The 23,507-nt window shown below is 34.9% G+C and carries 26 protein-coding genes; 10 read left to right on the plus strand and 16 right to left on the minus strand.

All coding sequences use genetic code 11. The annotated features are described in order from the left end of the window. Nucleotides 1–10: 10 nt before the first annotated feature. The 3 genes from ACFX4N_RS27435 to ACFX4N_RS27445 form a co-directional block, all read right to left on the minus strand. Nucleotides 11–490 carry a site-2 protease family protein gene (locus ACFX4N_RS27435; RefSeq protein WP_053488408.1) on the minus strand — a complete coding sequence of 160 codons (480 nt, stop codon included), beginning with the start codon at nucleotides 488–490 and terminating at the stop codon, nucleotides 11–13. 380 nt (nucleotides 491–870) lie between these two features. Beyond that, a complete protein-coding gene (locus ACFX4N_RS27440) occupies nucleotides 871–996 on the minus strand; it encodes a hypothetical protein (RefSeq protein WP_255263101.1) in 126 nt (41 codons plus the stop codon). A 31-nt stretch (nucleotides 997–1,027) separates the two neighbouring features. Next, entirely contained in the window at nucleotides 1,028–1,303 is a 276-nt protein-coding gene (locus ACFX4N_RS27445) for a GlsB/YeaQ/YmgE family stress response membrane protein (protein WP_192100856.1), read from the minus strand. 279 nt (nucleotides 1,304–1,582) lie between these two features. Between ACFX4N_RS27445 and ACFX4N_RS27450 the strand changes: the two genes are divergently transcribed. Both ACFX4N_RS27450 and ACFX4N_RS27455 read left to right on the plus strand, forming a co-directional pair. Beyond that, nucleotides 1,583–2,023 (plus strand): cell wall hydrolase, encoded by a 441-nt coding sequence (locus tag ACFX4N_RS27450; RefSeq protein ID WP_192100857.1) that lies wholly within the window; start codon nucleotides 1,583–1,585, stop codon nucleotides 2,021–2,023. Nucleotides 2,024–2,540: 517 nt separating this feature from the next. Further along, on the plus strand, nucleotides 2,541–2,981 hold the full coding sequence (locus ACFX4N_RS27455; protein WP_340643117.1) for a YitT family protein: 441 nt from the start codon (nucleotides 2,541–2,543) through the stop codon (nucleotides 2,979–2,981). Between the two features lie 131 nt (nucleotides 2,982–3,112). On the opposite strand, the gene ACFX4N_RS27460 is transcribed toward ACFX4N_RS27455, so the two are convergent. The 5 genes from ACFX4N_RS27460 to ACFX4N_RS27480 all read right to left on the minus strand — a co-directional run bounded on the left by ACFX4N_RS27460 (nucleotide 3,113) and on the right by ACFX4N_RS27480 (nucleotide 6,546). Beyond that, nucleotides 3,113–3,790: a DUF421 domain-containing protein gene (locus ACFX4N_RS27460; protein ID WP_192100858.1), complete on the minus strand. Its 678-nt coding sequence runs from the start codon at nucleotides 3,788–3,790 to the stop codon at nucleotides 3,113–3,115. A gap of 320 nt (nucleotides 3,791–4,110) precedes the next feature. After that, nucleotides 4,111–4,590, minus strand: coding sequence for a site-2 protease family protein (locus ACFX4N_RS27465; RefSeq protein ID WP_192100859.1), 480 nt, complete (start codon nucleotides 4,588–4,590; stop codon nucleotides 4,111–4,113). 374 nt (nucleotides 4,591–4,964) lie between these two features. Beyond that, nucleotides 4,965–5,090 carry a hypothetical protein gene (locus ACFX4N_RS27470; RefSeq protein WP_274598754.1) on the minus strand — a complete coding sequence of 42 codons (126 nt, stop codon included), beginning with the start codon at nucleotides 5,088–5,090 and terminating at the stop codon, nucleotides 4,965–4,967. 34 nt (nucleotides 5,091–5,124) lie between these two features. Further along, nucleotides 5,125–5,397: a GlsB/YeaQ/YmgE family stress response membrane protein gene (locus tag ACFX4N_RS27475; protein WP_192100860.1), complete on the minus strand. Its 273-nt coding sequence runs from the start codon at nucleotides 5,395–5,397 to the stop codon at nucleotides 5,125–5,127. Between the two features lie 777 nt (nucleotides 5,398–6,174). After that, nucleotides 6,175–6,546, minus strand: a complete 372-nt coding sequence (locus ACFX4N_RS27480) for a hypothetical protein (RefSeq protein ID WP_377263442.1) — start codon at nucleotides 6,544–6,546, stop codon at nucleotides 6,175–6,177. A 122-nt stretch (nucleotides 6,547–6,668) separates the two neighbouring features. Here ACFX4N_RS27480 and ACFX4N_RS27485 point away from each other — a divergent pair, with 122 nt between their 5' ends. Both ACFX4N_RS27485 and gdh read left to right on the plus strand, forming a co-directional pair. Then, nucleotides 6,669–6,800, plus strand: a complete 132-nt coding sequence (locus ACFX4N_RS27485; protein ID WP_377263443.1) for a hypothetical protein — start codon at nucleotides 6,669–6,671, stop codon at nucleotides 6,798–6,800. Between the two features lie 36 nt (nucleotides 6,801–6,836). Further along, on the plus strand, nucleotides 6,837–7,622 hold the full coding sequence (gene gdh / locus ACFX4N_RS27490; protein ID WP_192100862.1) for a glucose 1-dehydrogenase: 786 nt from the start codon (nucleotides 6,837–6,839) through the stop codon (nucleotides 7,620–7,622). Between the two features lie 82 nt (nucleotides 7,623–7,704). Here gdh and ACFX4N_RS27495 read toward each other — a convergent pair whose 3' ends face one another. Further along, nucleotides 7,705–7,845, minus strand: a complete 141-nt coding sequence (locus ACFX4N_RS27495; RefSeq protein ID WP_377263445.1) for a hypothetical protein — start codon at nucleotides 7,843–7,845, stop codon at nucleotides 7,705–7,707. 288 nt (nucleotides 7,846–8,133) lie between these two features. Between ACFX4N_RS27495 and ACFX4N_RS27500 the strand changes: the two genes are divergently transcribed. Beyond that, the gene (locus tag ACFX4N_RS27500; RefSeq protein ID WP_192100863.1) at nucleotides 8,134–9,114 is read left to right on the plus strand and encodes an aldo/keto reductase; all 981 of its coding nucleotides are present in this window, start codon (nucleotides 8,134–8,136) and stop codon (nucleotides 9,112–9,114) included. Nucleotides 9,115–9,339: 225 nt separating this feature from the next. On the opposite strand, the gene spxA is transcribed toward ACFX4N_RS27500, so the two are convergent. The 3 genes from spxA to ACFX4N_RS27515 form a co-directional block, all read right to left on the minus strand. Beyond that, nucleotides 9,340–9,738, minus strand: a complete 399-nt coding sequence (gene spxA / locus ACFX4N_RS27505) for a transcriptional regulator SpxA (protein ID WP_192100864.1) — start codon at nucleotides 9,736–9,738, stop codon at nucleotides 9,340–9,342. A gap of 494 nt (nucleotides 9,739–10,232) precedes the next feature. Further along, a complete protein-coding gene (locus tag ACFX4N_RS27510; protein ID WP_029325524.1) occupies nucleotides 10,233–11,045 on the minus strand; it encodes a MetQ/NlpA family ABC transporter substrate-binding protein in 813 nt (270 codons plus the stop codon). Nucleotides 11,046–11,080: 35 nt separating this feature from the next. Then, nucleotides 11,081–11,593: a GNAT family N-acetyltransferase gene (locus ACFX4N_RS27515; protein ID WP_098383264.1), complete on the minus strand. Its 513-nt coding sequence runs from the start codon at nucleotides 11,591–11,593 to the stop codon at nucleotides 11,081–11,083. Between the two features lie 142 nt (nucleotides 11,594–11,735). Between ACFX4N_RS27515 and ACFX4N_RS27520 the strand changes: the two genes are divergently transcribed. Both ACFX4N_RS27520 and ACFX4N_RS27525 read left to right on the plus strand, forming a co-directional pair. Further along, complete coding sequence (locus ACFX4N_RS27520; RefSeq protein ID WP_029325522.1) at nucleotides 11,736–12,650, plus strand: LysR family transcriptional regulator; 915 nt, start codon at nucleotides 11,736–11,738, stop codon at nucleotides 12,648–12,650. A 1,070-nt stretch (nucleotides 12,651–13,720) separates the two neighbouring features. After that, the gene (locus tag ACFX4N_RS27525; RefSeq protein WP_192100865.1) at nucleotides 13,721–14,599 is read left to right on the plus strand and encodes an Rpn family recombination-promoting nuclease/putative transposase; all 879 of its coding nucleotides are present in this window, start codon (nucleotides 13,721–13,723) and stop codon (nucleotides 14,597–14,599) included. A 234-nt stretch (nucleotides 14,600–14,833) separates the two neighbouring features. Here ACFX4N_RS27525 and ACFX4N_RS27530 read toward each other — a convergent pair whose 3' ends face one another. Together ACFX4N_RS27530 and ACFX4N_RS27535 are read right to left on the minus strand one after the other, a co-directional pair. Next, the gene (locus tag ACFX4N_RS27530; RefSeq protein ID WP_377263448.1) at nucleotides 14,834–15,628 is read right to left on the minus strand and encodes an SDR family NAD(P)-dependent oxidoreductase; all 795 of its coding nucleotides are present in this window, start codon (nucleotides 15,626–15,628) and stop codon (nucleotides 14,834–14,836) included. 154 nt (nucleotides 15,629–15,782) lie between these two features. Then, nucleotides 15,783–16,625: an aldo/keto reductase gene (locus tag ACFX4N_RS27535; RefSeq protein WP_192100867.1), complete on the minus strand. Its 843-nt coding sequence runs from the start codon at nucleotides 16,623–16,625 to the stop codon at nucleotides 15,783–15,785. An 807-nt stretch (nucleotides 16,626–17,432) separates the two neighbouring features. Between ACFX4N_RS27535 and ACFX4N_RS27540 the strand changes: the two genes are divergently transcribed. The 3 genes from ACFX4N_RS27540 to ACFX4N_RS27550 are packed head-to-tail and all read left to right on the plus strand — an operon-like array spanning nucleotide 17,433 to nucleotide 19,474. After that, nucleotides 17,433–17,636 carry a hypothetical protein gene (locus ACFX4N_RS27540; RefSeq protein WP_244659752.1) on the plus strand — a complete coding sequence of 68 codons (204 nt, stop codon included), beginning with the start codon at nucleotides 17,433–17,435 and terminating at the stop codon, nucleotides 17,634–17,636. Nucleotides 17,637–17,648: 12 nt separating this feature from the next. After that, entirely contained in the window at nucleotides 17,649–18,782 is a 1,134-nt protein-coding gene (locus ACFX4N_RS27545; RefSeq protein ID WP_192100868.1) for an FtsK/SpoIIIE domain-containing protein, read from the plus strand. Then, the gene (locus tag ACFX4N_RS27550; protein WP_098547484.1) at nucleotides 18,779–19,474 is read left to right on the plus strand and encodes a hypothetical protein; all 696 of its coding nucleotides are present in this window, start codon (nucleotides 18,779–18,781) and stop codon (nucleotides 19,472–19,474) included. Before ACFX4N_RS27545 ends, ACFX4N_RS27550 begins: the two co-directional genes overlap by 4 nt. Before the next feature lie 741 nt (nucleotides 19,475–20,215). Here the strand turns inward: ACFX4N_RS27550 and hutH are convergent. Together hutH and ACFX4N_RS27560 are read right to left on the minus strand one after the other, a co-directional pair. Continuing rightward, entirely contained in the window at nucleotides 20,216–21,754 is a 1,539-nt protein-coding gene (hutH, locus tag ACFX4N_RS27555) for a histidine ammonia-lyase (protein ID WP_199866528.1), read from the minus strand. Between the two features lie 143 nt (nucleotides 21,755–21,897). Further along, complete coding sequence (locus ACFX4N_RS27560; protein WP_192100869.1) at nucleotides 21,898–23,271, minus strand: MFS transporter; 1,374 nt, start codon at nucleotides 23,269–23,271, stop codon at nucleotides 21,898–21,900. Nucleotides 23,272–23,507: the final 236 nt, after the last annotated feature.

Here is a 23,507-nt window from a genome sequence, read left to right on the forward strand (position 1 = left end):
TTCAGCTTTATTAATCAGGGTTACATGTTATTTTTCCATATCTCAATGCATCATAAATAGCACGTCCATCGCTTGAAGTTGTTTCTGTAAATTTAATAGGCAATAGTGAGAAGACAATATAATAAACAGAAAAATAGACAAACTGGTAAGAAAAGAGACTTGCTGAAAGGATGTCAGCCATAACTAAGCCATTTATAAGGAAAATAGAGGCTAAATTAGCAATGGCACCTCCAGCATAGACACAAGCATGGGTAAATCGATTGTCGTATTTTAGCTTTTCATATACACAAAAAGAATCCAAAAAGTAAACAGATTTTATTTTAATTTTCTTCCATTTAAAAATTGTTTTTCCTTTTCCAATGGTAAAATCCACTCTCCCTCCGAAAAAGATCGCCATGATAGAATGACCTAATTGATGAACAAGAGACACAAGTGGTAGTACAAGTAAGAAAGAAAACAAGAACTTAGGCATATCACTGAATCCAAACACACTTCCATCTCCTTTATTATGAAATGATTTACTAAATCGTTTGCTTATTAAAATAGATAAAATCTATTTTAATAATGGACAGACTTTTCTCAACAGAGGTTGTGCCTTTTTAATCATATGTACAATCATCCGTCTGGCATCCTAAAAGGTCTTTAGTTGGAGGCTAGGACCAATCAATTTTTAATAAAGTAGTAGTTAAAGTTATTAATAATCTTTGAGCATTGCTTATAAAGAAGAATATCTTTACTTTATTTTCAAACATTCTCCATAACAATAAACGACCCTATGTATCGTAAACAAAGTTACTAAGGTCGCTTATGTTATATTCTGATTTATTATTCTTTTCTCTTTTTCTTTATAATAAAATATTTGGTTTGTCATTAAGTTTCTAACAGAATTTCGTTATCATGATTAATTTGATCGAACAAATAAGTAAGGTAAGATTCTAGTTCAAATTGATCGTTTTCAACAAAATCATCTAACACAGGCTTACTTTCTTCTTCCATTTTTAATCACTCCAACTTAATTTTTTTCGATTTATTTTGCATGATGACCGTGATTGTTTTTTTGTCCCATCTTTCTTAGAACAAAGCTTACAATTAACACCAGAATGATTGCTCCAATTATGGCTGGAATGATGGCAAAACCACCAATAAATGGTCCCCAACTTCCCAGGATCAGACCACCTAACCAAGAACCAATAAAACCAGCGATAATATTACCAATAATGCCTCCAGGAACATCACGTCCTGTAAGTAAACCAGCGAGCCACCCAATAATTCCACCTACAATTAGCATCCATATAATTTCCATCCATAGTACCCTCCTTTTAAAATAGTTAGTTGACTTTACCCCCGACTAAAACTCATTAATCCTGTTATTTTTTTCCTTAATAAAGTTTTTCTCCTGATGTACTAAAATCATATAGCTTTGCTTGCAATCTATTTTTGTTCTTTTGGACACCTTCTAATGTCTCGTCCATTTTATGAAAAATATAAGTGACTAGACTAACCCCCAGCGTATAAATTGCTATCTTATAAACAATGACATCAATATAGGCTTTTTTTCATACTATATTTTGGGGGTGAGTAAATGGCAAGAGTAAGTTACCGAAGTGCAGACATTAACTTAATGGCAAGGATGATGCGAGCAGAAGCTGAAGGTGAAGGAAGACTAGGGATGTTATATGTCGGAAATGTAATTGTTAATCGTCTTGCAGCAAATTGTATAGATTTTAAAAATTTAAGAACCGTTTCACAAGTCATTTATCAAGTGCAGGGGGGGAACTTTTCGTTTGAAGCTGTTCAAAAAGGCAATGTTTTTTATCAAAGAGCAAGAGGTGTTGAAAAAAGATTAGCAAAGCAGAATTTGGATTATTGGAGGCAACACCCAGCGAAATATGCTCTTTGGTATTTTAATCCACATGCTCCGTGCCCTCCAACATGGTATGGTCAACCTGCATCTGGTCAATTTAAAAATCATTGTTATTACGAACCAAAACCTGATACATGTGCTAGTGTTTATAGAGGTTAAGTTATTGAGGAGTTATGATTAATTCTGGAGTAGTATGGTGGAACTGCGAATACAACATTTTAGTCGTAGGTGCTGGTAGCTAGCCCTATTTATTCAATGCAACTCCTATAGATCTTGTAACAGTGGCCGATTGAAAAAAAATTCGCCCCCACCGTAGCCTATTTCTTTAATCTTTGTTTTGATGTATTTTTATCTGGCGAAATAAAAAAGGGGATTCCTGGTTAACAGGTATCCCCTTTTTTATATGAAACATAATAATCATTTATACAAGAAAGTAAACATCTATGAAGTAAACGTAGTCTATTTATTTTCGTATAATCTAGCAATAATCCTCATATTAATAGAATAAAGGACTAGAAAGAATGCGAGTGAATAGAATGAAAAGAAAATGGATCATGATTGGACTGGGTGGTATGTTTATCGGGATAGGAATCAATTTATTTATTCTTCCCTCTCACATTATAAATGGGGGGTATTTGGGATTAGCTTATTGTTAAAGTACCTACTGGGGTTTAAGGTGGGCATTAGTATCGTTTGCATTAACATTCCCATTTATTTATCAGCTTTAAAACATAACCGTTCATACTTTTACAATAGCTTATTTGGTTTAACCATTACATCTCTCGCTATTGATTTGCTCTTCCCTTTAAATGGAATTTTTGACCTCCCTGTTTTTATAAGCGCCTTACTAGGTGGCCTAACCATTGGGCTGGGGGTAGGAATTATGCTTAGACATAATACATGCCCTGGGGGAATCGATCTTCTTGCTTTTTTACTTTCAAAATGGACATCTGTGAATATAGGGTTCCTCCTTCTTCTCATAGATACTTCTATTGTTTTGATTGGCTTATGTATAGTTGGAGACAAAACCCTTATCTATTCACTCATCACAGTAGGAGGAGTGTCCGTAACGGCAGGTATACTAACTTCATTTAGGTCTGTTATTTACTTACGATAGAGATAAAGTAGTGTACATAGGACACTGCCTTATTTCTACGGTTTGAATAAATCTTATGTAATTTCTTATTAGGGGAAATATTTTACTAACTAAATACTATGTAAATTGCACACGAACACATTTAAAAATCTTCACTGGTAAGTTTGTACAAAGAGTCCGTCATCTTCTAGCCATTCGGCTAAAAAGATAGATTTATACTCAGTTATCCTTTGAGATGAGAGTTGAGCTTTTAACCACTCTTCATTAAAACCTAAATCTTTTACTTCATCCCATAAGACTTCGCCGTCCCGTATAAGGGTAACAGGAACGTAAACTGGTTTTACAGGCATATTAAAATCTTCTTGGGTAGTTTTTTGATATTTGGTCTTCTTTAGAATGCTAATCGAGCCATTTGCTTCTAAATAACAAAAAGCAACTTCTCGAATAGAGAAAGTTTCACTTTGTCGAAGTAGGCTTTGCAGCTGATTAATGTTCATTCGATTTTTTCTTAACTCTTCTCGATCAACTATCCCGTTTTTAATAAGAGCAGAGGGTTTTCCTTCGACAATGCCACGAAATGATAAATATTTTTGCCCAAGGTACTCAACTATAAAAAGTAAAAGAGCCCATAATCCCATGGAGTAAATAATATAGAAAACACCAATTTGATGATCATATAATGCGTTTCCTAATAATTCACCGAGTACTATAGAGGCAATAAAAGTGAAGGGAGTAATTTGATTAATAATCTTTTTCCCTACAAACTTGACGATGATAAAAAGGAGAAAAAATCCGGTAATAATTTCTATGGTTAGGTACATGATTTTCATAATATAGATGCTCCGATCTCACTCTATGCATTATAAGTTTATTTGTTTTTACTTACTATTGCTTATAATACAAATTTGTAACAAATTTATACCTGTATAAAGATTTAGTTTCAAATAAGAAAACCCTTCAATAGAGAATATATTTTACTTGGATCCATACAGAATATACATTTACTAACAATTCGTTAGAGAAACGCCTTTCAATGGGCGACTCTAACTTGCTGTATCCCGTCGGAGAAGCGTTACATTAAGTTTTCAAATTGGCGTTACAATATGTAGCTTCGCAAGACCTGTATCTTCAAGTTACGATTTTAGCTTTATTAATCAGGGTTACATGTTATTTTTCCATATCTCAATGCATCATAAATAGCACGCCCATCACTTGAAGTTGTCTCTGAAAATTTTATGGACAGTAGCGAGAAGACAATATAATAAACAGAAAAATAGACAAACTGGTAAGAAAAGAGACTTGCTGAAAGGATGTCAGCCATAACTAAACCATTTATAAGGAAAATAGCAGCTAAATTAGCAAGGGCACCTCCAGCATAGACACATGCATGGGTAAATCGGTTATCGTATTTTAGTTTTTCATATACACAAAAAGAATCTAAAAAGTAGACTGATTTTATTTTAATTTTTCTCCATTTAAAAATGGTTTTTCCCTTTCCAATGGTAAAATCCACTCTCCCTCCGAAAAAAATTGCCATGATAGAATGACCTAATTGGTGAACTAGAGATACAAGTGGTAGTACAAGTAAGAAGGAAAACAAGAACTTAGGCATATCACTGAATCCAAACACACTTCCATCTCCTTTATTATGAAATGATTTACTAAATGGTTAACTTATTAAGGTAGATAAATTCTTATTAACAGTGAACAGATTTTCCCAACAAAGAATGTGCCTTTTTGATCGTATGTATAATCCTTCGTTTGGCACTTCGAAAGGACTTTAATCAAAGTATAGAACCAATCGTTTTTTACTAAAGCAGTAGTGAAAGTGATTAATAATCTTTGAGCTTTGCTATGAAGAAAATCTTCATTTTATTTTTAAACATTCTCCATAACAATAAACGACCCTATATATTGTAAACAAAGTTAATAAGGTCGTTTATGTTATATCCTGATTTATTATTTTTTTCTCTTTTTCTTTATAATAAAATATCTGGTTTCTCATTAAGCTTCTGACAGAACTTCGATATCATTATTAATTTGATCGAACAAATAAGTAAGGTAAGAATCTAATTCAAATTGATTATCTTCAACAAAATCATCTAACACAGACTTACTTTCTTCTCTCATTTTTAATCACTCCAATTTAATTTTTTTCGATTTATCATGCATGATGACCATGATTCTTTTTTTGTCCCATTTTTCTTAAAACAAAGCTTACAATTAACACCAAAATGATTGCTCCAATAATGGCTGGGATGATTGCAAAACCACCAATAACTGGTCCCCAACTTCCCAAGATCAGCCCACCTAACCAAGAACCAATAAAACCAGCGATAATATTACCAATAATGCCTCCAGGAACATCACGTCCTGTAAGTAAACCAGCGAGCCACCCAATAATTCCACCTACAATTAGCATCCATATAATTTCCATCCATAGTACCCTCCTTTTAAAATAGTTAGTTGACTTTACCCCCGACTAAAATTCATTAACCCTGTTATTTTTTTCCTTAATAAAGTTTTTATCTTTTTGGACATCTACTAGTGTCTCGTACATTTTATAAAAGGAACAAACGGTTGGGGCAAACCCTGGGATCTAAAAGCCTAGAACACCTTACATCATTACCTACATAGTATCTAAAGGCTATCTACTTCGTTAGTGTTACTGCGTTAATACAGGCTTTATGTATGTATTGGAGCTAATTTCGGAAGGAGGTTATTGTTAATTTGTTTTTGATAATAGTTTTGATAACAAATCGTCAAGGATTTTACGATCAAAAAATGAGAAAATAAAACTTATCAAATACATTCGTTTTTGAGATTGGTAACACAGAAAAAATGTCATTCTTCAACTTACTTAAGGTGGCTTTTTATTTCGAGAACCGAATATTTAAGAAACGCGCTTGATTGTTGAAGATCATTGCAAAGCCTTATTGAACAAAGGCTTCCTCCACCTTCTAATAATTGAGCGATTAAAAAATTTTTAGCTTTTCTATACTAGGGGTCACGTCACCAAAAGTGAAAAATTGTACGTTTAGACACATTTTAGCCGGTTACCTGTACGTTAAGGAACGCGATATTGTTATTATCTTAATTTTTTACCTTTATTTAGTAATCAAAAAATACTGCTATTATGGCAGTATTTTTTAAATGCGAAAAGATGGAAAAACACAAAAAATAATATTATTACTATCATCTTCAAGCAATAATATTATTTTTTATTTTTGTATAATGACTTCAATACGTTTCGGTACTCATCATCATTCATTTCCTGTTTCTCTTTATTACTGCCTTTAGCTAAATTGCACACTGCTTGACGAAACATTCCATCTTTTTCTCCTCTATGGTGACTTTCCCTTTGCTCGTGAGTAGGTGGTTCATGAGGAATTTCATTTCCCACTTCTACTTCAATTTTCTTTCCGCTTTCATCAACAACTGCTTCTTTATATTTTTTAGTAAGATTAATGAATGTAATAAGAATCGCTAATGTCAAAATAAAATAGATGGAGAGTGCCAATAAGGCTGGTCCAAGTCCTGCCCCCAATCTTCCGTCATAATAAAGTAATGCCCTTATTCCGTCCACAATATATCTTGTAGGTAGAATATAACTGAACAGTCGATGGACGGTAGGTAATGTTGATAGAGGAAATGCTCCACCACTAGAAAATATACCCATTCCCCACTGATATGTAGCTTTTCACAACGATGTATTTGGGTGTAATCGTGTTTCATAAATGGTCAACTGCTACTTTAGGCGTTCTTGCATTTATTTTTAGCGTAATCGAGATTGTACTTATCATTTTGGGCTGCGTATTCCTAGGGTTGACTAAAAGTTAACGTTAATAAGCATATTAAGTTTGAGAGGATCTTATTATGTATGCAGATTTAAAAGATAAAGTTGTAGTAATCACAGGTGGATCTACAGGGTTAGGTAGAGCAATGGCAGTTCGTTTTGGTAAAGAGGAAGCAAAAGTTGTTATTAACTATTACAACAATGAAGAAGAAGCTTTAGATGCGAAAAAAGAAGTAGAAGAAGCAGGCGGACAAGCAATCATCGTTCAAGGCGACGTAACAAAAGAAGAAGACGTTGTAAATCTTGTTCAAACAGCTATTAAAGAATTTGGTACATTAGACGTAATGATTAACAACGCTGGTGTTGAAAACCCAGTTCCTTCTCATGAGCTATCTCTAGATAACTGGAACAAAGTTATTGATACAAACTTAACAGGTGCATTCTTAGGAAGCCGTGAAGCAATTAAATATTTCGTTGAAAACGACATTAAAGGAAATGTTATCAACATGTCTAGCGTTCACGAAATGATTCCTTGGCCATTATTTGTTCACTACGCAGCAAGTAAAGGCGGTATGAAACTAATGACGGAAACATTGGCTCTTGAATATGCGCCAAAAGGTATCCGCGTAAATAACATTGGACCAGGTGCGATGAACACACCAATTAACGCAGAGAAATTTGCAGATCCAGAACAACGTGCAGACGTAGAAAGCATGATTCCAATGGGTTACATTGGTAAACCTGAGGAAGTAGCTGCAGTAGCATCATTCTTAGCATCTTCTGAAGCAAGCTATGTAACAGGTATTACATTATTTGTAGATGGAGGAATGACAAAGTATCCAGACTTTCAAGCAGGTAGAGGTTAATAAACTAAAAAAGACTTTCTGTATTAGGAATTCGTAGCGCACTTTAAGTGAGCTTTCCCAATATACTTGAAGGTCTTTTTATTTACTTCTTTTTAGGATCTGGAACATATAATTTGTCATGCTCCCACTGTTCCTCAATACGTTCTACTTTAGTCCTTGGGACATCTTTGGATCTCTCGTCCAGTTCATGAAAAATATAAGCGACTAGGTCAATCCCAAGCATGAAAAAAGAGCACATATTCCATTACCCTCTAACGATCACCTTCTGCGGTATCGTTTCTTTTTTATTTCTGAGAGTAGACAAACAAGCTTACTGAAGTAGCTACATAGTATCTAAGGAATCACTACTCCATTCATGAATCAGTATCTATTCCTTTAATGTTACCGCTTATCTTTGCGCCAAAACCCTTATTCTTTACTCATTTCTTAATCCTAGATTATAATAAAATCAGTTATATTCAGATAATTTAAACTATTCTAAACCCTAATTTAAGCAGGAAGGATGATTAATATGAAGAAAAGAACACTTGGAAAATCCGATTTAGAGGTTTCATCTCTTGGTTTAGGCTGTATGGGCATGTCTGATTTTTACAGCGGACGAAATGATGACCAATCAGTAAAAACCATTCATCGTGCCATCGAACTGGGTATCAATTTTCTTGATACAGAAGATATGTACGGCGTTGGCCAAAATGAAAAATTAGTTGGTCAAGCTATTAAAGATCGACGTGATCAAGTTATTATTGCCACAAAGTTTGGGAATGTAAGAGGGGAAGATGGATCATTTTTAGGAGTTAATGGCCATCCAGACTATGTAAAACAAGCTTGTGATGCAAGTCTATCCCGCTTAGGAGTAGATTATATTGATCTTTATTATCAGCATAGAGTAGATCCTAATGTTCCAATTGAAGAAACAATTGGTGCGATGTCTGAATTAGTTCAAGAGGGAAAAGTACGCTACCTTGGCATGTCTGAGGCAGCTCCTCAAACGATCCGCCGTGCTTATACAGTACATGAAATAACAGCTATTCAGACGGAATATTCACTATGGAGCCGAGATATCGAAGACGAAATTTCACCTGTTATCCGTGAGCTTGGAATTGGATTTGTAGCCTACAGTCCTTTAGGAAGAGGCTTTTTAACAGGGCAAATTCAAACATTTGAAGACTTGGCAGAAGATGATTATCGCCGCTTTTCTCCTCGCTTTCAAGGAGAAAACTTTACAAAAAATTTAGATCTTGTGAATCAAATTAGAGAATTAGCAAGAGAAAAAGACTGTCAGCCTTCACAGCTGGCACTTGCTTGGATTCTGTCTCAAGGTGATGATATTGTCCCGATTCCAGGAACAAAACGAATTCAATATCTAGAAGAAAATATTGGAGCTCTTAAAATTCAATTATCCAAAGAAGAGCTTTATCGCATTAATGAAGTAGCCCCAAAAGGTGTGGCAGCAGGAGAACGTTATCCGGATATGGGCAGTGTTAATTTGTAAGGTTCTGGTGCAAAAACATTCACTAGAAACATTGAGATCCTGTTCCCTTTAATATAGATGATTATATAGTAAAAAGAGGAGGTTTCCCTTCTCTTTTTTATTTAGATGTAGTTGTGTTTACTCATTTTTAGAATCTGAAATATATGCCTTACTACACTGCCAATGCTCCTTATTACAATCTCCTTTAGAAGTTAAGGTATCCGTTGATTGCTCTTCTATTACCCTCTAATGATTACCTACTGCTGACTGTTCTATAATAGTGAAGGTACGAAGTCTCCGAGGAATAAAAACTCGTATCTCCTCCTCCTTATATCCAATTTGCAACATTTTCTCATCTTGTATAATGGGTCGTCTAAGTATAGTAGGATGGGTCCTTAACAATTTATATAGCTCTTGTAACGAAAGTGTATCTATCTCTATATTTAACTTTTGAAGTATCTTTGACCTTGTAGAAATAATTTCATCTGTACCCTTTTCTGTCATGCTAAGAATGCTTTTGATTTCATCTTCCTTAAGAGGATCATGTGACATATTTCTCTCAATATAATCAATTTGATTTTCCTCAAACCAAGCTTTTGCTTTTCGGCAAGAATTACAGCTTGTTGTCGTATATAGATTAATCATTTTTTACACCTCATCGATATTTCTTTTCTCTTCGAAATATTTAATTAATGAATCGTGTTTAAACCAGGAACTCATGCTATATAGCGTTACAGAAATCAGGTTTAATTGCTATTCCACTAGATGCAACAAGAATACCCAGATCTTCACCTTTGCGTATTTTCCATAGCTTCGCTGCAACTACGGATTTGGCAACGAGTGATTGGTATATATGTTTTTACATTAACTAATCATAAATAAAATTAACTTTAACGTCAACGTTAGTTTCATTCCATAATAGAGAGCTGTATAGACATAACTGATGTACGTATAGTTTAGAGGTTAATCTTTAGAAACATAATATATTAAATACGGTTCTAGATTTTCACTCAACTTAGGAAAGTGGGACAGTATATCTAATATAGAAACAGGAAAGAACACTGCACCAATTTCAGTGAGTGTTTTTTCTGTTGTACATATTGGCTAAAAGTTGCTGCCTAATGGTAGGCTACATTCATTTACTTAGTAACAGGTAGGACAGCTCCTTTATATTTGTCTGTAATAAAGTCTTGAATTTCTTTAGAGTGTAATACACTCATTAACTTTTTAATCTTATTCGAATTCTCATCTCCTTTTCTAACAGCAACAATGTTAACATAAGGAGATTTAGATCCTTCTAAGATTAAAGCATCTTTATTAGGAGTTAAACCAGAATCTAAAGCATAATTAGTATTAATTGCAAAAAGATCAGCTTCGTTATTTTCATAAGCTTTAGGTAACAGCCCAGGGTCAATAGGAGATTTAAATGTAATATTTTTTGGGTTTTTATCGATGTCCTTGATAGACGCTGTAACTTTATTTACTCCCTTTTTAAAGGTAATTAAATTTTCTCTCTCTAATAGCATTAGAATTCTTCCCTGGTCTGCAGAATTACTGCTGATTTGAATAGTAGCATTTTTCTTGATATCTGAAACCTTTTTATAGTTTTTAGAATAAATTCCAAATGGTTCAATATGAACAGCACCTGCATTTACTAAGTTATATCCTTTTTCTTTATTCTCACTCTCAAGGTATGGTACATGTTGAAAATAATTTGCATCGATTTCCTTATCCGCCAGTGCTTTATTAGGCATCACGATATCCTGGAATACCTTGATTTTTAAATCAAATCCTTGTTTTTTTAATAATGGTTTTGCTTTTTCTAAAATCTCAGCATGTGGTACATTAGCAGCCCCAATTACAATTGTTTTATTGTCTTGTTCAGTTTTGTTTCCACAAGCAGCCAAAATTAATATAAATAATGCTGTTACAATTAAGCTTATTTTTTTCATTGTTGTTAATTCTTCCTTTGTAGTTAGTATGTTTTTTAATCTTCTATAGGGTTTTCAGGTCCATTAAGTAATAACTGATAAAATGCTAAATCAAGCCATTGATTGAATTTGAATCCTGCTTTCTCTATTGTTCCTGAATGAGTGAAACCAAAATTCTTATGCATTATAATGCTTTTTTCATTTGTTGCTTCAATTCCACCAATTAACGTCATATACCCTTTTTCAGTTGCAATTGTGATCAATTCTTTTAGTAAAGAAGCTCCAATTCCTCTTCTTCTATATTTCCTATTTACATATATAGAGTGTTCTATTGAATATTTATAGGCAGGCCATGCCCTAAAAGGACCAAATGAAGCAAATCCAACTACTCTGTTGTCTTGTTCACATACTAATATTGGATAACCTTGATCTAGCTTTTGGTTATACCAAACAGCTCTGTCTTCAAGAGTTTCAGGTTTATAAGTATATACAACTGTAGTATTAAGAATTGCATCATTATATATATCTAGGATGTCCATTAAATCTTCTTTAGTTGCTTCCCTTATCATCTTTTCCTTCCTTTCAATACAAAGTTTATCTACATCTATTTTAAAGCGCGTCATTTAAAACGTAAAATTGAACTTTTTAACTACGTGCTATAGAATAAAGTTATAACAAAACATCTGTTCATTAAAAAAGGAAGGTATAGATATGACACTTCAACAATTCCGATATATAGTGGAGATTGCCAAGCATAATTCTATGAGTAAAGCTGCGTCTGCGCTTTATGTGACTCAACCAAGTATTAGCAAGGCCGTGAGGGACCTGGAAAGAGAACTAGGAATTACTATTTTAGATAGGACAAATAAGGGTGTTGTCTTTACCAAAGATGGTACAGAATTATTGTTTTACGCTAAAATGTTTTTAGAACAAATGGAGTCCGTAATTTATCATTTTAATAAAGAAAAGAAAGCAGACTTAACAAAGTTCTCTATTTCTTCTCAACACTATGGTTTTGCTATAGAGGCTTTTGCGAACTTAATGGATTACTTTGCTGAACGGAAATATGAACTGACGATTCGAGAAGGAAAGACAACTGATGTAATTGACGATGTTTACAAAAGTAAAAGTATTCTTGGAATTTTATCTTTGACTGATCTAAATCGCTCTTTTTTTGAGCGCTATTTCGCATCGAAATCACTAACTTTTATTCCTCTTGCTACTTTAACTCAACACGTTTATCTCCGGAAGGAGCATCCTTTAGCTCATCTAAAATCCATTACCTTGGAGCAATTACACGACTATCCTTCTTTAACCTATCAAAAAGATGATTTAATGCTCTATTTTGCCGAAGAATCTATCGATATGTCAGGTATTGCAAAGGTAGTATACCTTAAGGATAGAGGAAGCATGATGAACTTACTATCGAATACAAATGGATATAATTTAGGAACAGGATGGGTGGGCTCTAATTATATCAGTTCGAATATTATTTCAATTCCCTTGAAGGAAGATAATTTAATTCAAGTAGGCTTGGTAAAACGTAATGATGTCTCCTTCCCAGAAGAGATTCTGGTATATATAGAATTTTTGAAAATAGCTTTAAAAGAATCTATATCTAAATAATATATAAAGATTTGACCATAATGACTTTAGCTCTATATCCTTCAACAGTACAGTATTAATCTAACGACCACATTTTACTTGTGGTCGAACAAGATAGCTCTCTATCAAATGGTTTGTACAAAACAGGCACTTAGGTACTCCCCAGTATATAGGAAAAGGGCGCATACTCCTGCACCATCTATTCATTACCTATTGCGGTATATTTTCTTTTTTATTTATAGGAGTGGACAGGCAAGCTTATCGCAGTAGCTACATAGTATCAAAAGAATCTTATCTTCATTATCTGCTTAGTAGTTAGTTCAGTATCGATACCGCGTTAATTTTACTTGGTTCAAAGATAATTATCTATATGATAAGGGATGAAATTGAGAGGTGACTAAAAACTGTTTATTTTCGTTATTACACTACTAGCAATCCTCCTCTTACTAACTTTATTATGCGTATTCATTTCGAAAAAATTTCTTAAAAAATTAGCACATAAGAGAAAGCAATGGTGGCTTATTATACATGTTATTTCTGTGATCATTTATTTCAGTGGAATTTTTGGTCAGCTTTTAGTGACAATCTCAATGACCTTCTTTTCTGAACAATCACAGATATATGTAGGTATTTTATTTGTTAGTTATTTTGATCATTATCTAACGATACCTGGTGCATTAGCTTCTTTATTCACAGGGATATGGTTAGCTCTGCGTACTCACTGGGGCGGCCTAACAAAATATTATTGGATTCTTACAAAGTGGATAGGTAACATGTTTGCAATTATCCTGGGATCATCAATCACCGGGAACGTTGTATATAATTTATTCCCCTAGATTCTTTCTAGTAATTTGCACCCTTTACAAAATCCTCTTTATTTTCAAAGTCGGAAAATGCTGTTTTTGGGTATTTCAATAAGTTTCAGCCTTTTAACTTTTCTAGTCGTTATTTCTTATATAAAACCTTGGGGAAAGAGAAAAATTAGGTGAAGGTTTTCCAATGCAAACATGTGCAGTTATAAAGTGAAATATAGGAAGAGGAAATCTAGTCGTGATATACTAATAACAAACATAAACATGACGGAGGGCATTATGACGAAACGATTAGATTTGCGTGTCGACTTTGCGTTTAAATCGTTATTTGGCACCCATGGAAATGAATCCATTTTAGCTGCCTTTTTAAATGCGGCACTTTGCTTTCCAGATGAGAAGAAGATTCAAACGGTTCAGTTATTAGATCCGCATTTTAATAAAGAAAACCAAGAAGATAAACGTTCAATTTTAGATGTACACGCGCAGTTAGAAGATGGAAGCCGCGTTAATATTGAAATTCAGCTTAATAATAAACATGATATGGAAAAGCGAACACTCTATTATTGGTCCAAAATGTATAGTAGCCAAATGAAGGAAGGTATGGATTATGGAGAGCTTTGTAAAACCATTACGATTAACATTGTGAACTTCCGTTATTTATCACATATGCATGATTATCACTCCACCTTTCAGTTATATGAGCGCGAACAGAAATTACTTTTAACCGATATGCTGGAAATTCATTTTATGGAGCTACCTAAGTTATTAATTAAATGGCGTAACAGAGAGGTAGATCCACGAGAAGATCAACTTGTGCGATGGTTATTATTACTTGAAGCATCCGAAGATGAAGAAATCACTCAAGTATTGGAGGAGATTGCGATGCAAGAAGATCACGTATTAAAGAAAGCAATAGATGAATGGGAACGTGTAAGTCAAGATCCAGAAGTATTACTTGCTTATGAAGCAAGACGAAAAGCTCTTTTGGATGAAAAATCGGCTTTGAAAAGAGCAGAAAAACTGGGTGAAGAGCGAGGAGAAAAAAAGGGGATTCAGAAGGTTGCTTTAGGCATGATCCAAGAAGGTATAGACAGTAAAATGATAAGTAAACTGACAGGTCTTACAATAGAAGAAGTAGATAAACTTCGTTACCAATAAATATTAATAAAAAGAGCCGTATCGTATGATATGGCTCTTTTTATTATAGATTAGGTCCTTGTTTTTCGTTACTCAAATAAAATCACAAACCTCTTGTTCTACAAGAAAGTTTGTGATTTTTAGTATTTGATTCATCTAATTGAATTCCTGCTACTTATTGCTTTGTTCTCTGGTCTTATATTTTGAGGCAAACATCTAATGAATATGAATAATTCATCTTTAGATATAAAATGCTTAAAATACGCTACGTACTAGTCCTCCATCTATCCGCAGTGCTGAACCATTAATAGCTGAGGATAGTGGACTACTTAAGAAAGTAACAAGGTTTGCAATTTCTTCTGGACGGATAAACCTTTGGATAATAGAAGTGGGGCGATTTTCTTTCATAAATCGCGTTTCAGCTTCTTTTAGGGTTAATTGTTCATTTGGATAAAGACTATTTAGCATTGTTTCTACTCCTTCAGTTAGAGTTGAACCAGGCATAACGGTATTAACTGTCACATTTGTGCCTGTGCATAATTCAGCTAAATTACGAGAAAGAGACAATTGCATGGTTTTAGTTGCACTGTAATGAGCCATTTCTTGAGAAGGCATAATAGCTGCCTCACTTGCAATGAAGATTACTCTTCCTTCTTCTTTTTGAATCATTTTCTTGAGGTAAGAGCGTGTTAATCGAACGCCACTCATAATGTTGACTTCAAATAACCGAAACCAATCTTCATCTGGTATATCAAAGTATTCAACAGGTTCAAAAATACCAAGATTATTAACGAGAATATCTACTTCTGGATACTGTTCCATTAGCTGTTGACAACCCTGCTCTGTTCCTAGATCATGTACAGCTGGATGAAGAATAGCTTGAGGATACTGAGTTTGAATATCTATAATGGTTTCATAGACCTTTTCCTCTCGCCTTCCATTAATAAGAACTGTAGCTCCCTCTGCTACTAAGGACAGAGCGATAGCCTTACCTATACCGGCTGTCGATCCCGTAACTAGAGCTGTTTTTCCTTTTAAATTTAATTCCATATCAGGTCACTCCTATTTTTATATAAAAACTATATTTTTGGTTAATAGAACTAATAAAATAAATACAATCTGTCATTAGTTTGGATAAACCTTCGAATTTTAAACAAAGAAGGAGATAGACAACTACCAGTGTGTCTATCTCCTCACCCCCTCATTAAAAATCAAAGTTGTCAGGATCTGGACCTACACGATGATTTTGATTCAATTCATCAATACGTTCTATTTCTTCTTTAGTTAATTCAAAATCAAAGATTGACGCATTTTCTACTATACGATGTTCTTTTGTTGATTTTGGAATGGTAATAATACCATTCTGTACATCCCAACGTAGAATGACCTGGGCTACAGATTTATTATGCTTATTTGCAATCTCTGTTAAAACCTCATTATCTAATAATTCTCCTTGCATTAGTGGAGACCATGCTTCAAGTTGAATATGATGTTTCTCACAGAATGGTTGAAGTTCTTTTTGTGTTAGACGCGGATGATATTCTACCTGATTAATTACAGGCTTGATTTCTGCATCTTCCATTAAATCCTTAAGGTGATGAACTTGGAAATTACTTACCCCAATTGCTTTAACCTTACCCTCTTTATAAAGGGTTTCTAAAGCTCTCCATGCTTCTTTGTATTTCCCTTCAACTGGCCAGTGAATCAGATAAAGGTCTAAATAGTCTAATCCAAGTTTTTTTAGACTTGTTTCGTAAGCTGCAATTGTTGCGTCATACCCTAAGTCTGCATTCCATACTTTTGATGTGACAAATACATTCTCTCGTGAGATACCAGCTTCTTTTAGACCTTTACGAATCCCTTGGCCTACACCTTCTTCGTTACCGTAAATGGCTGCTGTATCAATACTACGATACCCATGTTTAATGGCTACTTTAACTGCATTTACTAATTCAGGACCTTCTTCTACTTTAAATACACCGAGACCAAATCCGGGCATCTTTACTCCATTGTGTAAAGTGACTGTATCCTGTAAATTTTTCATCATAACAATATTACCTCCTGCTTATTATCAGTTAGTTTTATTTGTATTTGTATCATTTCTTTTTTGAATTAAGCTTGGAATCATCGCAAAGACATAATATAAATGAGCCATCATCAATTAGTTCATCTGACAAAAGTTATTATCCAATATAAAAACAGGAAAAAAAAGTACGCACTTTAAAGTAATATAGGTACCAAAAAGTAATAATAGTAAAAAAAGACGGCCTCTTTTAACGGTTACATTCAAAGAGTGGGAACATTAACTTTGCCTTATGCTACACGGACAAAGTTTGATGTTCTTAAAATTGCTGATCCAGGGTGAGTCATTTATATTTTGAAAATAAGTATCTACTACATTACTTCTTAAAAAAGGCATTATTGGGACAAACTCCAGCATATAAAAACCCATTACTTCTTACATAATCAGCTACCCCTTACTTACTGCAGTAAGGGTTCTTTGTTATTTTTTGAATGGACAGGCAAGCTTACTGCAGTAGCTACATAGTATCTAAAGAATTACAGCTTCATTACCTAATCAGTAGCTAGTTCATTATCGCTACCGCGTTAATACAAGCTGTATACGCTTAGTGACGCCCTTCATGAAACCTGTAAGGGAGCTGAGCCGAAGAGGCGAAGGGGGCGACCGGATGCGTCGAGCTGAAATCATGCATAAATTAAAGGCAAAAAAATTGAACGAATGAAAGAAGGTATCAACATGAGAAAAACAAAAGGATTGACCTTTCGAAAGATCATTCCTCCATCCCCAAAATCATCTCTCACGAGACCTCGTCCTTTCAAGGCGTATTCCTTTGTGCCGTTTAGTCCACTAGCCATGCTTGACCCCACTATTCTAACCATAGGAGGCATTGTCTTAGGGATTGCTATCATTGAACGAATATTAGAGCGATGGGGTGTCATTGACCTTGTTGATCAGTTCGCAAAGGTGATGCGTTTTATCTTGCCTGTTACCTTTTATAGCGCCTTGATTTACTTTTTTGCGACCTTTATGTTTTGAGGAGGAATGTTCATGTTTGAAAAACTGAAATTGCGCGGCCAATTGATAAAAGCGTTTCGTACGGCGGAGATTTACCGGGTGGTGAAACGTGGAGACCGTACCTCCTATCTGTTTCCGAAAATTCATCAAATCGATAACCATCATACGTACACTCGGTACGCTTTTTCCTTACTAAATGGGATTGATCCTGATCTTTTAATGAAAAAAAGGTGGGCATTACGACAAGTATTAGGCAGCAACATTGAAATAAACGGCATCCTGAAGAATTTCAGTATCACGGTTCATCACAAAAGCTTACCGAAGATGCTTACTTATCAATATGATTCAATTCATCCTCATATTAAGAAAATGGAGCTTCCAGTATGCATTGGTCAAGATATCTATGGAAACCCTGTTTCATGGGATTTTGCGGATTTAGAAACGTTACTGATTTCTGGCGAAATTGGTGCTGGAAAAAGCAGCTTAATGCGCGTGATTCTGACCACATGGGTGAAGAATGCCTCGCCTGAAGATTTACGCTTAATCTTAGTGGACCTTAAACGAGCCGATTTAGGATTATTTCATGGAATTGAGCACGTCGATGCGCTTTGTTTTGAGGCAAAAGACATGCGAAAGCCTTTTGCATTGTTACGCGCTGAAATGTATCGACGGGGCGATTTACTGTTAGAGCATGGCGTGACACATATCAGCAGACTTCCTTTTAAGCTGCCTCGGATTGTAGTGGTCTTAGACGAAATGAGCATCATTAAACGAGAAACGGACCTTGTAGAGATGATTCAACAGTTTGCGAGTCAAGGTCGTGCGCTAGGTGTTCATACGATTATTGCCATGCAGCGTCCGGATGCGGATTTATTAAATTCAGCGTTAAAAGCTAACTTACGGGTACGCATCTCTGGAAGGCAGGCCGATGCCACAAATGCGAAAGTAGCCGGGGTGATAGGAGCAGAAGAAATTGATGCCGCAGCCAGGGGGCGTATGAAAATTAAAATTGATGAAGTCAAAGAGTTTCAAGCGTATTTTTTAGATGAAGAAGCGTGTAAAGAAATGCTTTCTCCTTATAAAACACGGGTAAAAGATTCTGAACCTCAACTGGAGGTCGTATCACAGCCTATCTTTGGATTATTAGAGAACGAGGAACAGCGATGAGCTTTCGGTTATCTCAGCGTGATAAAGACATCATTGGGTTTATTAATCAGTTTCGGGCTGTAGATCGAGACTCATTAGTGGAACTGTTCTTTAAACAGCTCAAATCGCCTATTAATGCCTGTAATAGTGTGATGATACGTTTATATCGGTTAGGGCTGATTGAACGCACTCAGCAGTATTCCCCAACGGTATATTTACCTGTGGATGCGAAGATTAAAAAGAACTCTCAAAAAATATTACATTTCCTTTCAATTCTAGATATCTATAAACAAATGTGTACGCATAGTGCCCCTAAACAGGTTATTGTTGAAGATAAGCCCACAGGACGAAAAGGAGGCATTGAACCCGATCTCTTTTGTATCTTTAAAGGATCTCCGTTTTGGATTGAAATTCAGAGAAATCAGTATTCGGAGCAGAAGATGCAGGCGAAGGTCACCCTCTATGAGGAGTTTTTCTTTTCGGATGAGTGGAATGACTTGCACTGGCAACCAGAAGGTCGATCACCTATCTTCCCTTCGGTTATTCTGATTACGCCTGTTCGGTATGCAGTGTCTTCAGAGCATATACGGATTATTCAAGTAGCAAGTATTCATGAACTGATGGAGAAATATAAGAGTTCTACTAAACAACATAGGGAAGCAAAACCGATAACACAGTCCTCTTCTGGTGGAATTAGAATCAACTTAACCTAGAGTGCTAAAAATTCAGCCTACAAAAAGAGCTCCTATCTAATTTTGAGCAAATGGAATAAGAAATCAGATAGGAGAAAGAAAAAGACACATATAAAAATATGCGCAAACAAAAGATAAATTCTAACATCTATGAAAGTGAACCTCTACGTTATGTTTGCATGTAGATTGGTATGGATAGATAGTGGGTAAATTTGATAAATGTAAAAAGATTTCTCCCTCCTCCTGACAAGGAAAGAAGAATCTTTTTATGAGCTGAAATGCATGATGAAACATGCCATACCGACCTAACAAATCGTAACATATCTTTATAACAAGAAGGAGGCAGTAGTGTTTCTTTTTATAACGATACTATTTCAGGTAGGTTACAGCATATATATAAATATATTTTTACTTTTTGTAATTTTAAAATATATAGAGGGGAAGTTTAATAATTGATTAAGACAAGTATTAATTTAATGAAAGTTGTCATGGATACTACTATGAAGAGTAACTTAGTTTTTATGAATTATTATCTTAATTCTAGGAAGATTGTTTTATCTAGATATAAGAAGCCTTACAAAGGGGTTTTTTATGGAGTATATAGATAAAAAAGAATACAATATCCTACTTTTTTATAGGAACTAGCATATACATGGAAAAAGAATCCTTGGCGGAAATTCACTGCCCCAAGGATTCTTCATTACATAGATTCAGTTAAGAGATATTATATTAAGTAGAGAAATAGTTCATACCAATTCTTTTTTAGACTTGCAACTCTCCTATGTGTATCTCTACCTGTTTAACCAGTGCTCCTGTATGGACTAAATTTTCCGATTGGTTTATATCTTCTGATATGACTCGGTCATCTTCTAGTGGCGAAACGTATTGTCGAAGTAATTGATATGCAGCTTCTGTACCCATTCCTGATTCTAAAGGCTTTAGAAAATCTAAACCTTGGGCACTGCACATTAACTCAATTCCAAGGACTTTCTCTGTATTCGAAATAACCTTCAACGCTTTCAAAGCAGCAGATGTTCCCATACTTACATGGTCTTCCTGTCCTGCTGTTGTAGGGATCGAATCGACTGAAGATGGATGGGAATATACCTTATTATCAGAGACTAATGCTGCCGCCACATATTGTGAGATCATATACCCTGAATTCACCCCACTCTTCTCAACTAAGAAAGGAGGCAATTCACTAAGTTGAGGGGATAAAAGTCGAAAAACCCTTCTTTCAGAAATATTTGCTAACTCTGAGATAGCAATTGTTAAAAAGTCCATAGCTAAAGCTACTGCTTCGCCATGACAATTAGAAGAAGATATAGCAATCCCTTTTTCTCCTTCATGAAAAATCAGAGGATTATCAGTTGCTGAATTCATTTCCCTCTCCACCACTTCCTTTGCATAGTTCATAGCATCTTTACAGGCTCCATGCACTTGAGGAATTGATCGAATACTTAAAGCATCTTGGGTTCTATACTCCTTAAATGTCTCAGCAATTTTACTTCCATTAATAATTTTATGTATATTTGAAGTTGTTTTTTGTTGTCCTGGATGAAGCTTCACTTGGCTAATTCTTGGATCGAATGCATAGTAGGTTCCACGCAAAGCCTCAAAACTCATCATAGATATAATGTCAGCAGATTTAAGCAAATTCATAGCATCATAAATTGCTAAGGCTCCAATCCCTGTCATATCAACCGTTCCATTAATAAGAGAAAGTCCTTCCTTTTCATGCAATTCAAGTTCAGAAATACCTATGGACTGAAGAGCTTCTTTTCCACTCATGACTATCCCTTTGTATTTCGCTTCACCCATTCCAAGAAGAACTAAACTAATATGAGCCTGATGATTTAAATAACCTAAAGATCCTTCTTTAGGAACAATCGGTGTAACTCCTTTATTTAATAGTTTAATTAAAGCCTCCACTGTTTCTAGTCTTATGCCTGAATAACCTTGTGAAAAGTTTTGAATCATCATAACCATAATAGCTCTGACCTGTTCTAGTTTTAACGGCTCGCCTACCCCACAAGCATGGCTCATGATTAATTTTTTTTGCATTTCTTTAGACTCGGTTGTTGAAATTCTAACTTTTGAATTTTCTCCTACACCTGTCGTAATTCCATAGATAACTTGATTCTCTTCTACAAATCTCTCTACTAATTTCCTTGCTTGAATAATACACTTCTTCCTTTTCTCAGAAAGTTCTAAAGAAGCATGATGCCTTGCTACTGCTACCAGATCCTTAATGGTAAGGTTGTCTTCAATTACTACCTTCGTTTCTCTTACTTCAATCAAGATTACTCCTCCTCAATGTGATGGTATTTAATCTGAAATTAATTTTTATTAGTAAGTTCCTGTAGTCAGCTTTCCCTCTCTACAGTGCTAGCTTTTTAGAATCTAATGTCTATATAAGAGAGCAAAAGCTGACCTTATTTTGTTTAAGCTTTACGATTCATAGAGTTTAGAGTTGTCTTATCTTCTACATGTAAAGGGTTATCTTCTAAAGGATTACTTGCTTCACTTAGAGAAAGAGATTTTGTTTCAGGCGCCCACATAATTGAAACAATAGTACCTAATAATAAAATCGCAGACATTCCGATCATTGTTGCACCTAATCCCATATTATTTAAGCTTAAAGGCAGCAGAAACGTTCCAACAGCAGATCCGATCCGGCTGAAAGCTGTCAAAAAACCTACTCCCGACCCGCGTATTTCAGTTGGAAATAGTTCAGCAGGATATGTCAATGTTAGATTCGAAGCTGCTGATATAATGAAAGTAAACATTAAAAACAAAGTGATAAGTAAAATATCAGGCCTCTGTAAAATACTCAGCATAAATAAACTTATGGTCATCAATGCAAACGTTCCAATGGTAAAACTTCTCCGAGAAAGTTTTTCCATAAGCCAAAGTCCAACCAACGATCCAACAATTAGAAATATATTTAGCCAAAGGTCTACTGTGAAATTTTCAGATAATCCCATGCTTTTTAATATTGAAGGCAAAAAGGTATAAATAGCAAAATAAGGAATAACAATGCAAACATAAAATATTCCTCCAAAAGTAGTGCGCTTCCAAATTTGTTTGTTAAAAAGTGATAGATATCCTTGGTTTTGCTGATGCTCTGTTATCTTTTCATCAATTTCTGCGTTTACCCCAATGTATTTTTTAACAATCTGGCGTGCCTCTTCATTACGTCCCATGCTAATAAGCCATCTTGGTGATTCAGGTGTACCAATTCTTAATAGCAGTACGATAATTGCAGGAATTGCCGATGTAGCAAGCATCCACCGCCATGATTCGTTGTCATTTGAGCCTAAATAGTGGCCGACTATGGTCGCAGCAACATACCCAACTGTCCAGAGCACATTTAAAGAAGCTAGTAAGATACCCCGGTATTTTCTAGGCGCAAATTCTGCAAGTAAGGTTGAGCCTACGGCATAATCACCTCCTAGAGCAAATCCTATTATTAGACGCAAAATAAATAGCTCTACTGGACCATTTACGAATAACTGTAGAACAGAGGCAATAGCAACTACTAGAAAATTAAACAAATATATTTTCTGTCTACCTACACGATCGGATAACCCTCCAAGCACTAGACTTCCTAAAAAGAGGCCAATTAAAGCTGAGCTGCCTATTAGCCCTTCCCACATGGAATTAAGTTTCATTTCTGGTCCAATTAGAGCAAGAGCTATACCAATAATACCAAGAGCATAACCATCGGTAAAATTAGACCCAAAAGTAAGTGCAGTAATCTTTAAATGAAACTTATTAAGTGGAGCATCATCCATTTTAAATTTGTGTTCCGCCATAAGAAATTTACCTCTCCTTCAACTGGAGTAATATTCTAATAATTTTTTGGTAATACCTTGAAAAGGAGCTTGTATTAATTCTATTCTCCATTTACTTACTCTCAGAAAATCTAACTAAGTAAGATTTTAACCAAAGTTTAAAGTAAATGAAGAGATAAATAAGTAGCCAAGCGCTTTTTTGAGAAAGCCTTGGCTTTTTCTTATGTTTCAAAAATTTGTGTGATATTGATAAATGA

The organism is Priestia sp. YIM B13551 (assembly GCF_042787905.1).
Classification (GTDB): Bacteria; Bacillota; Bacilli; order Bacillales; family Bacillaceae_H; genus Priestia.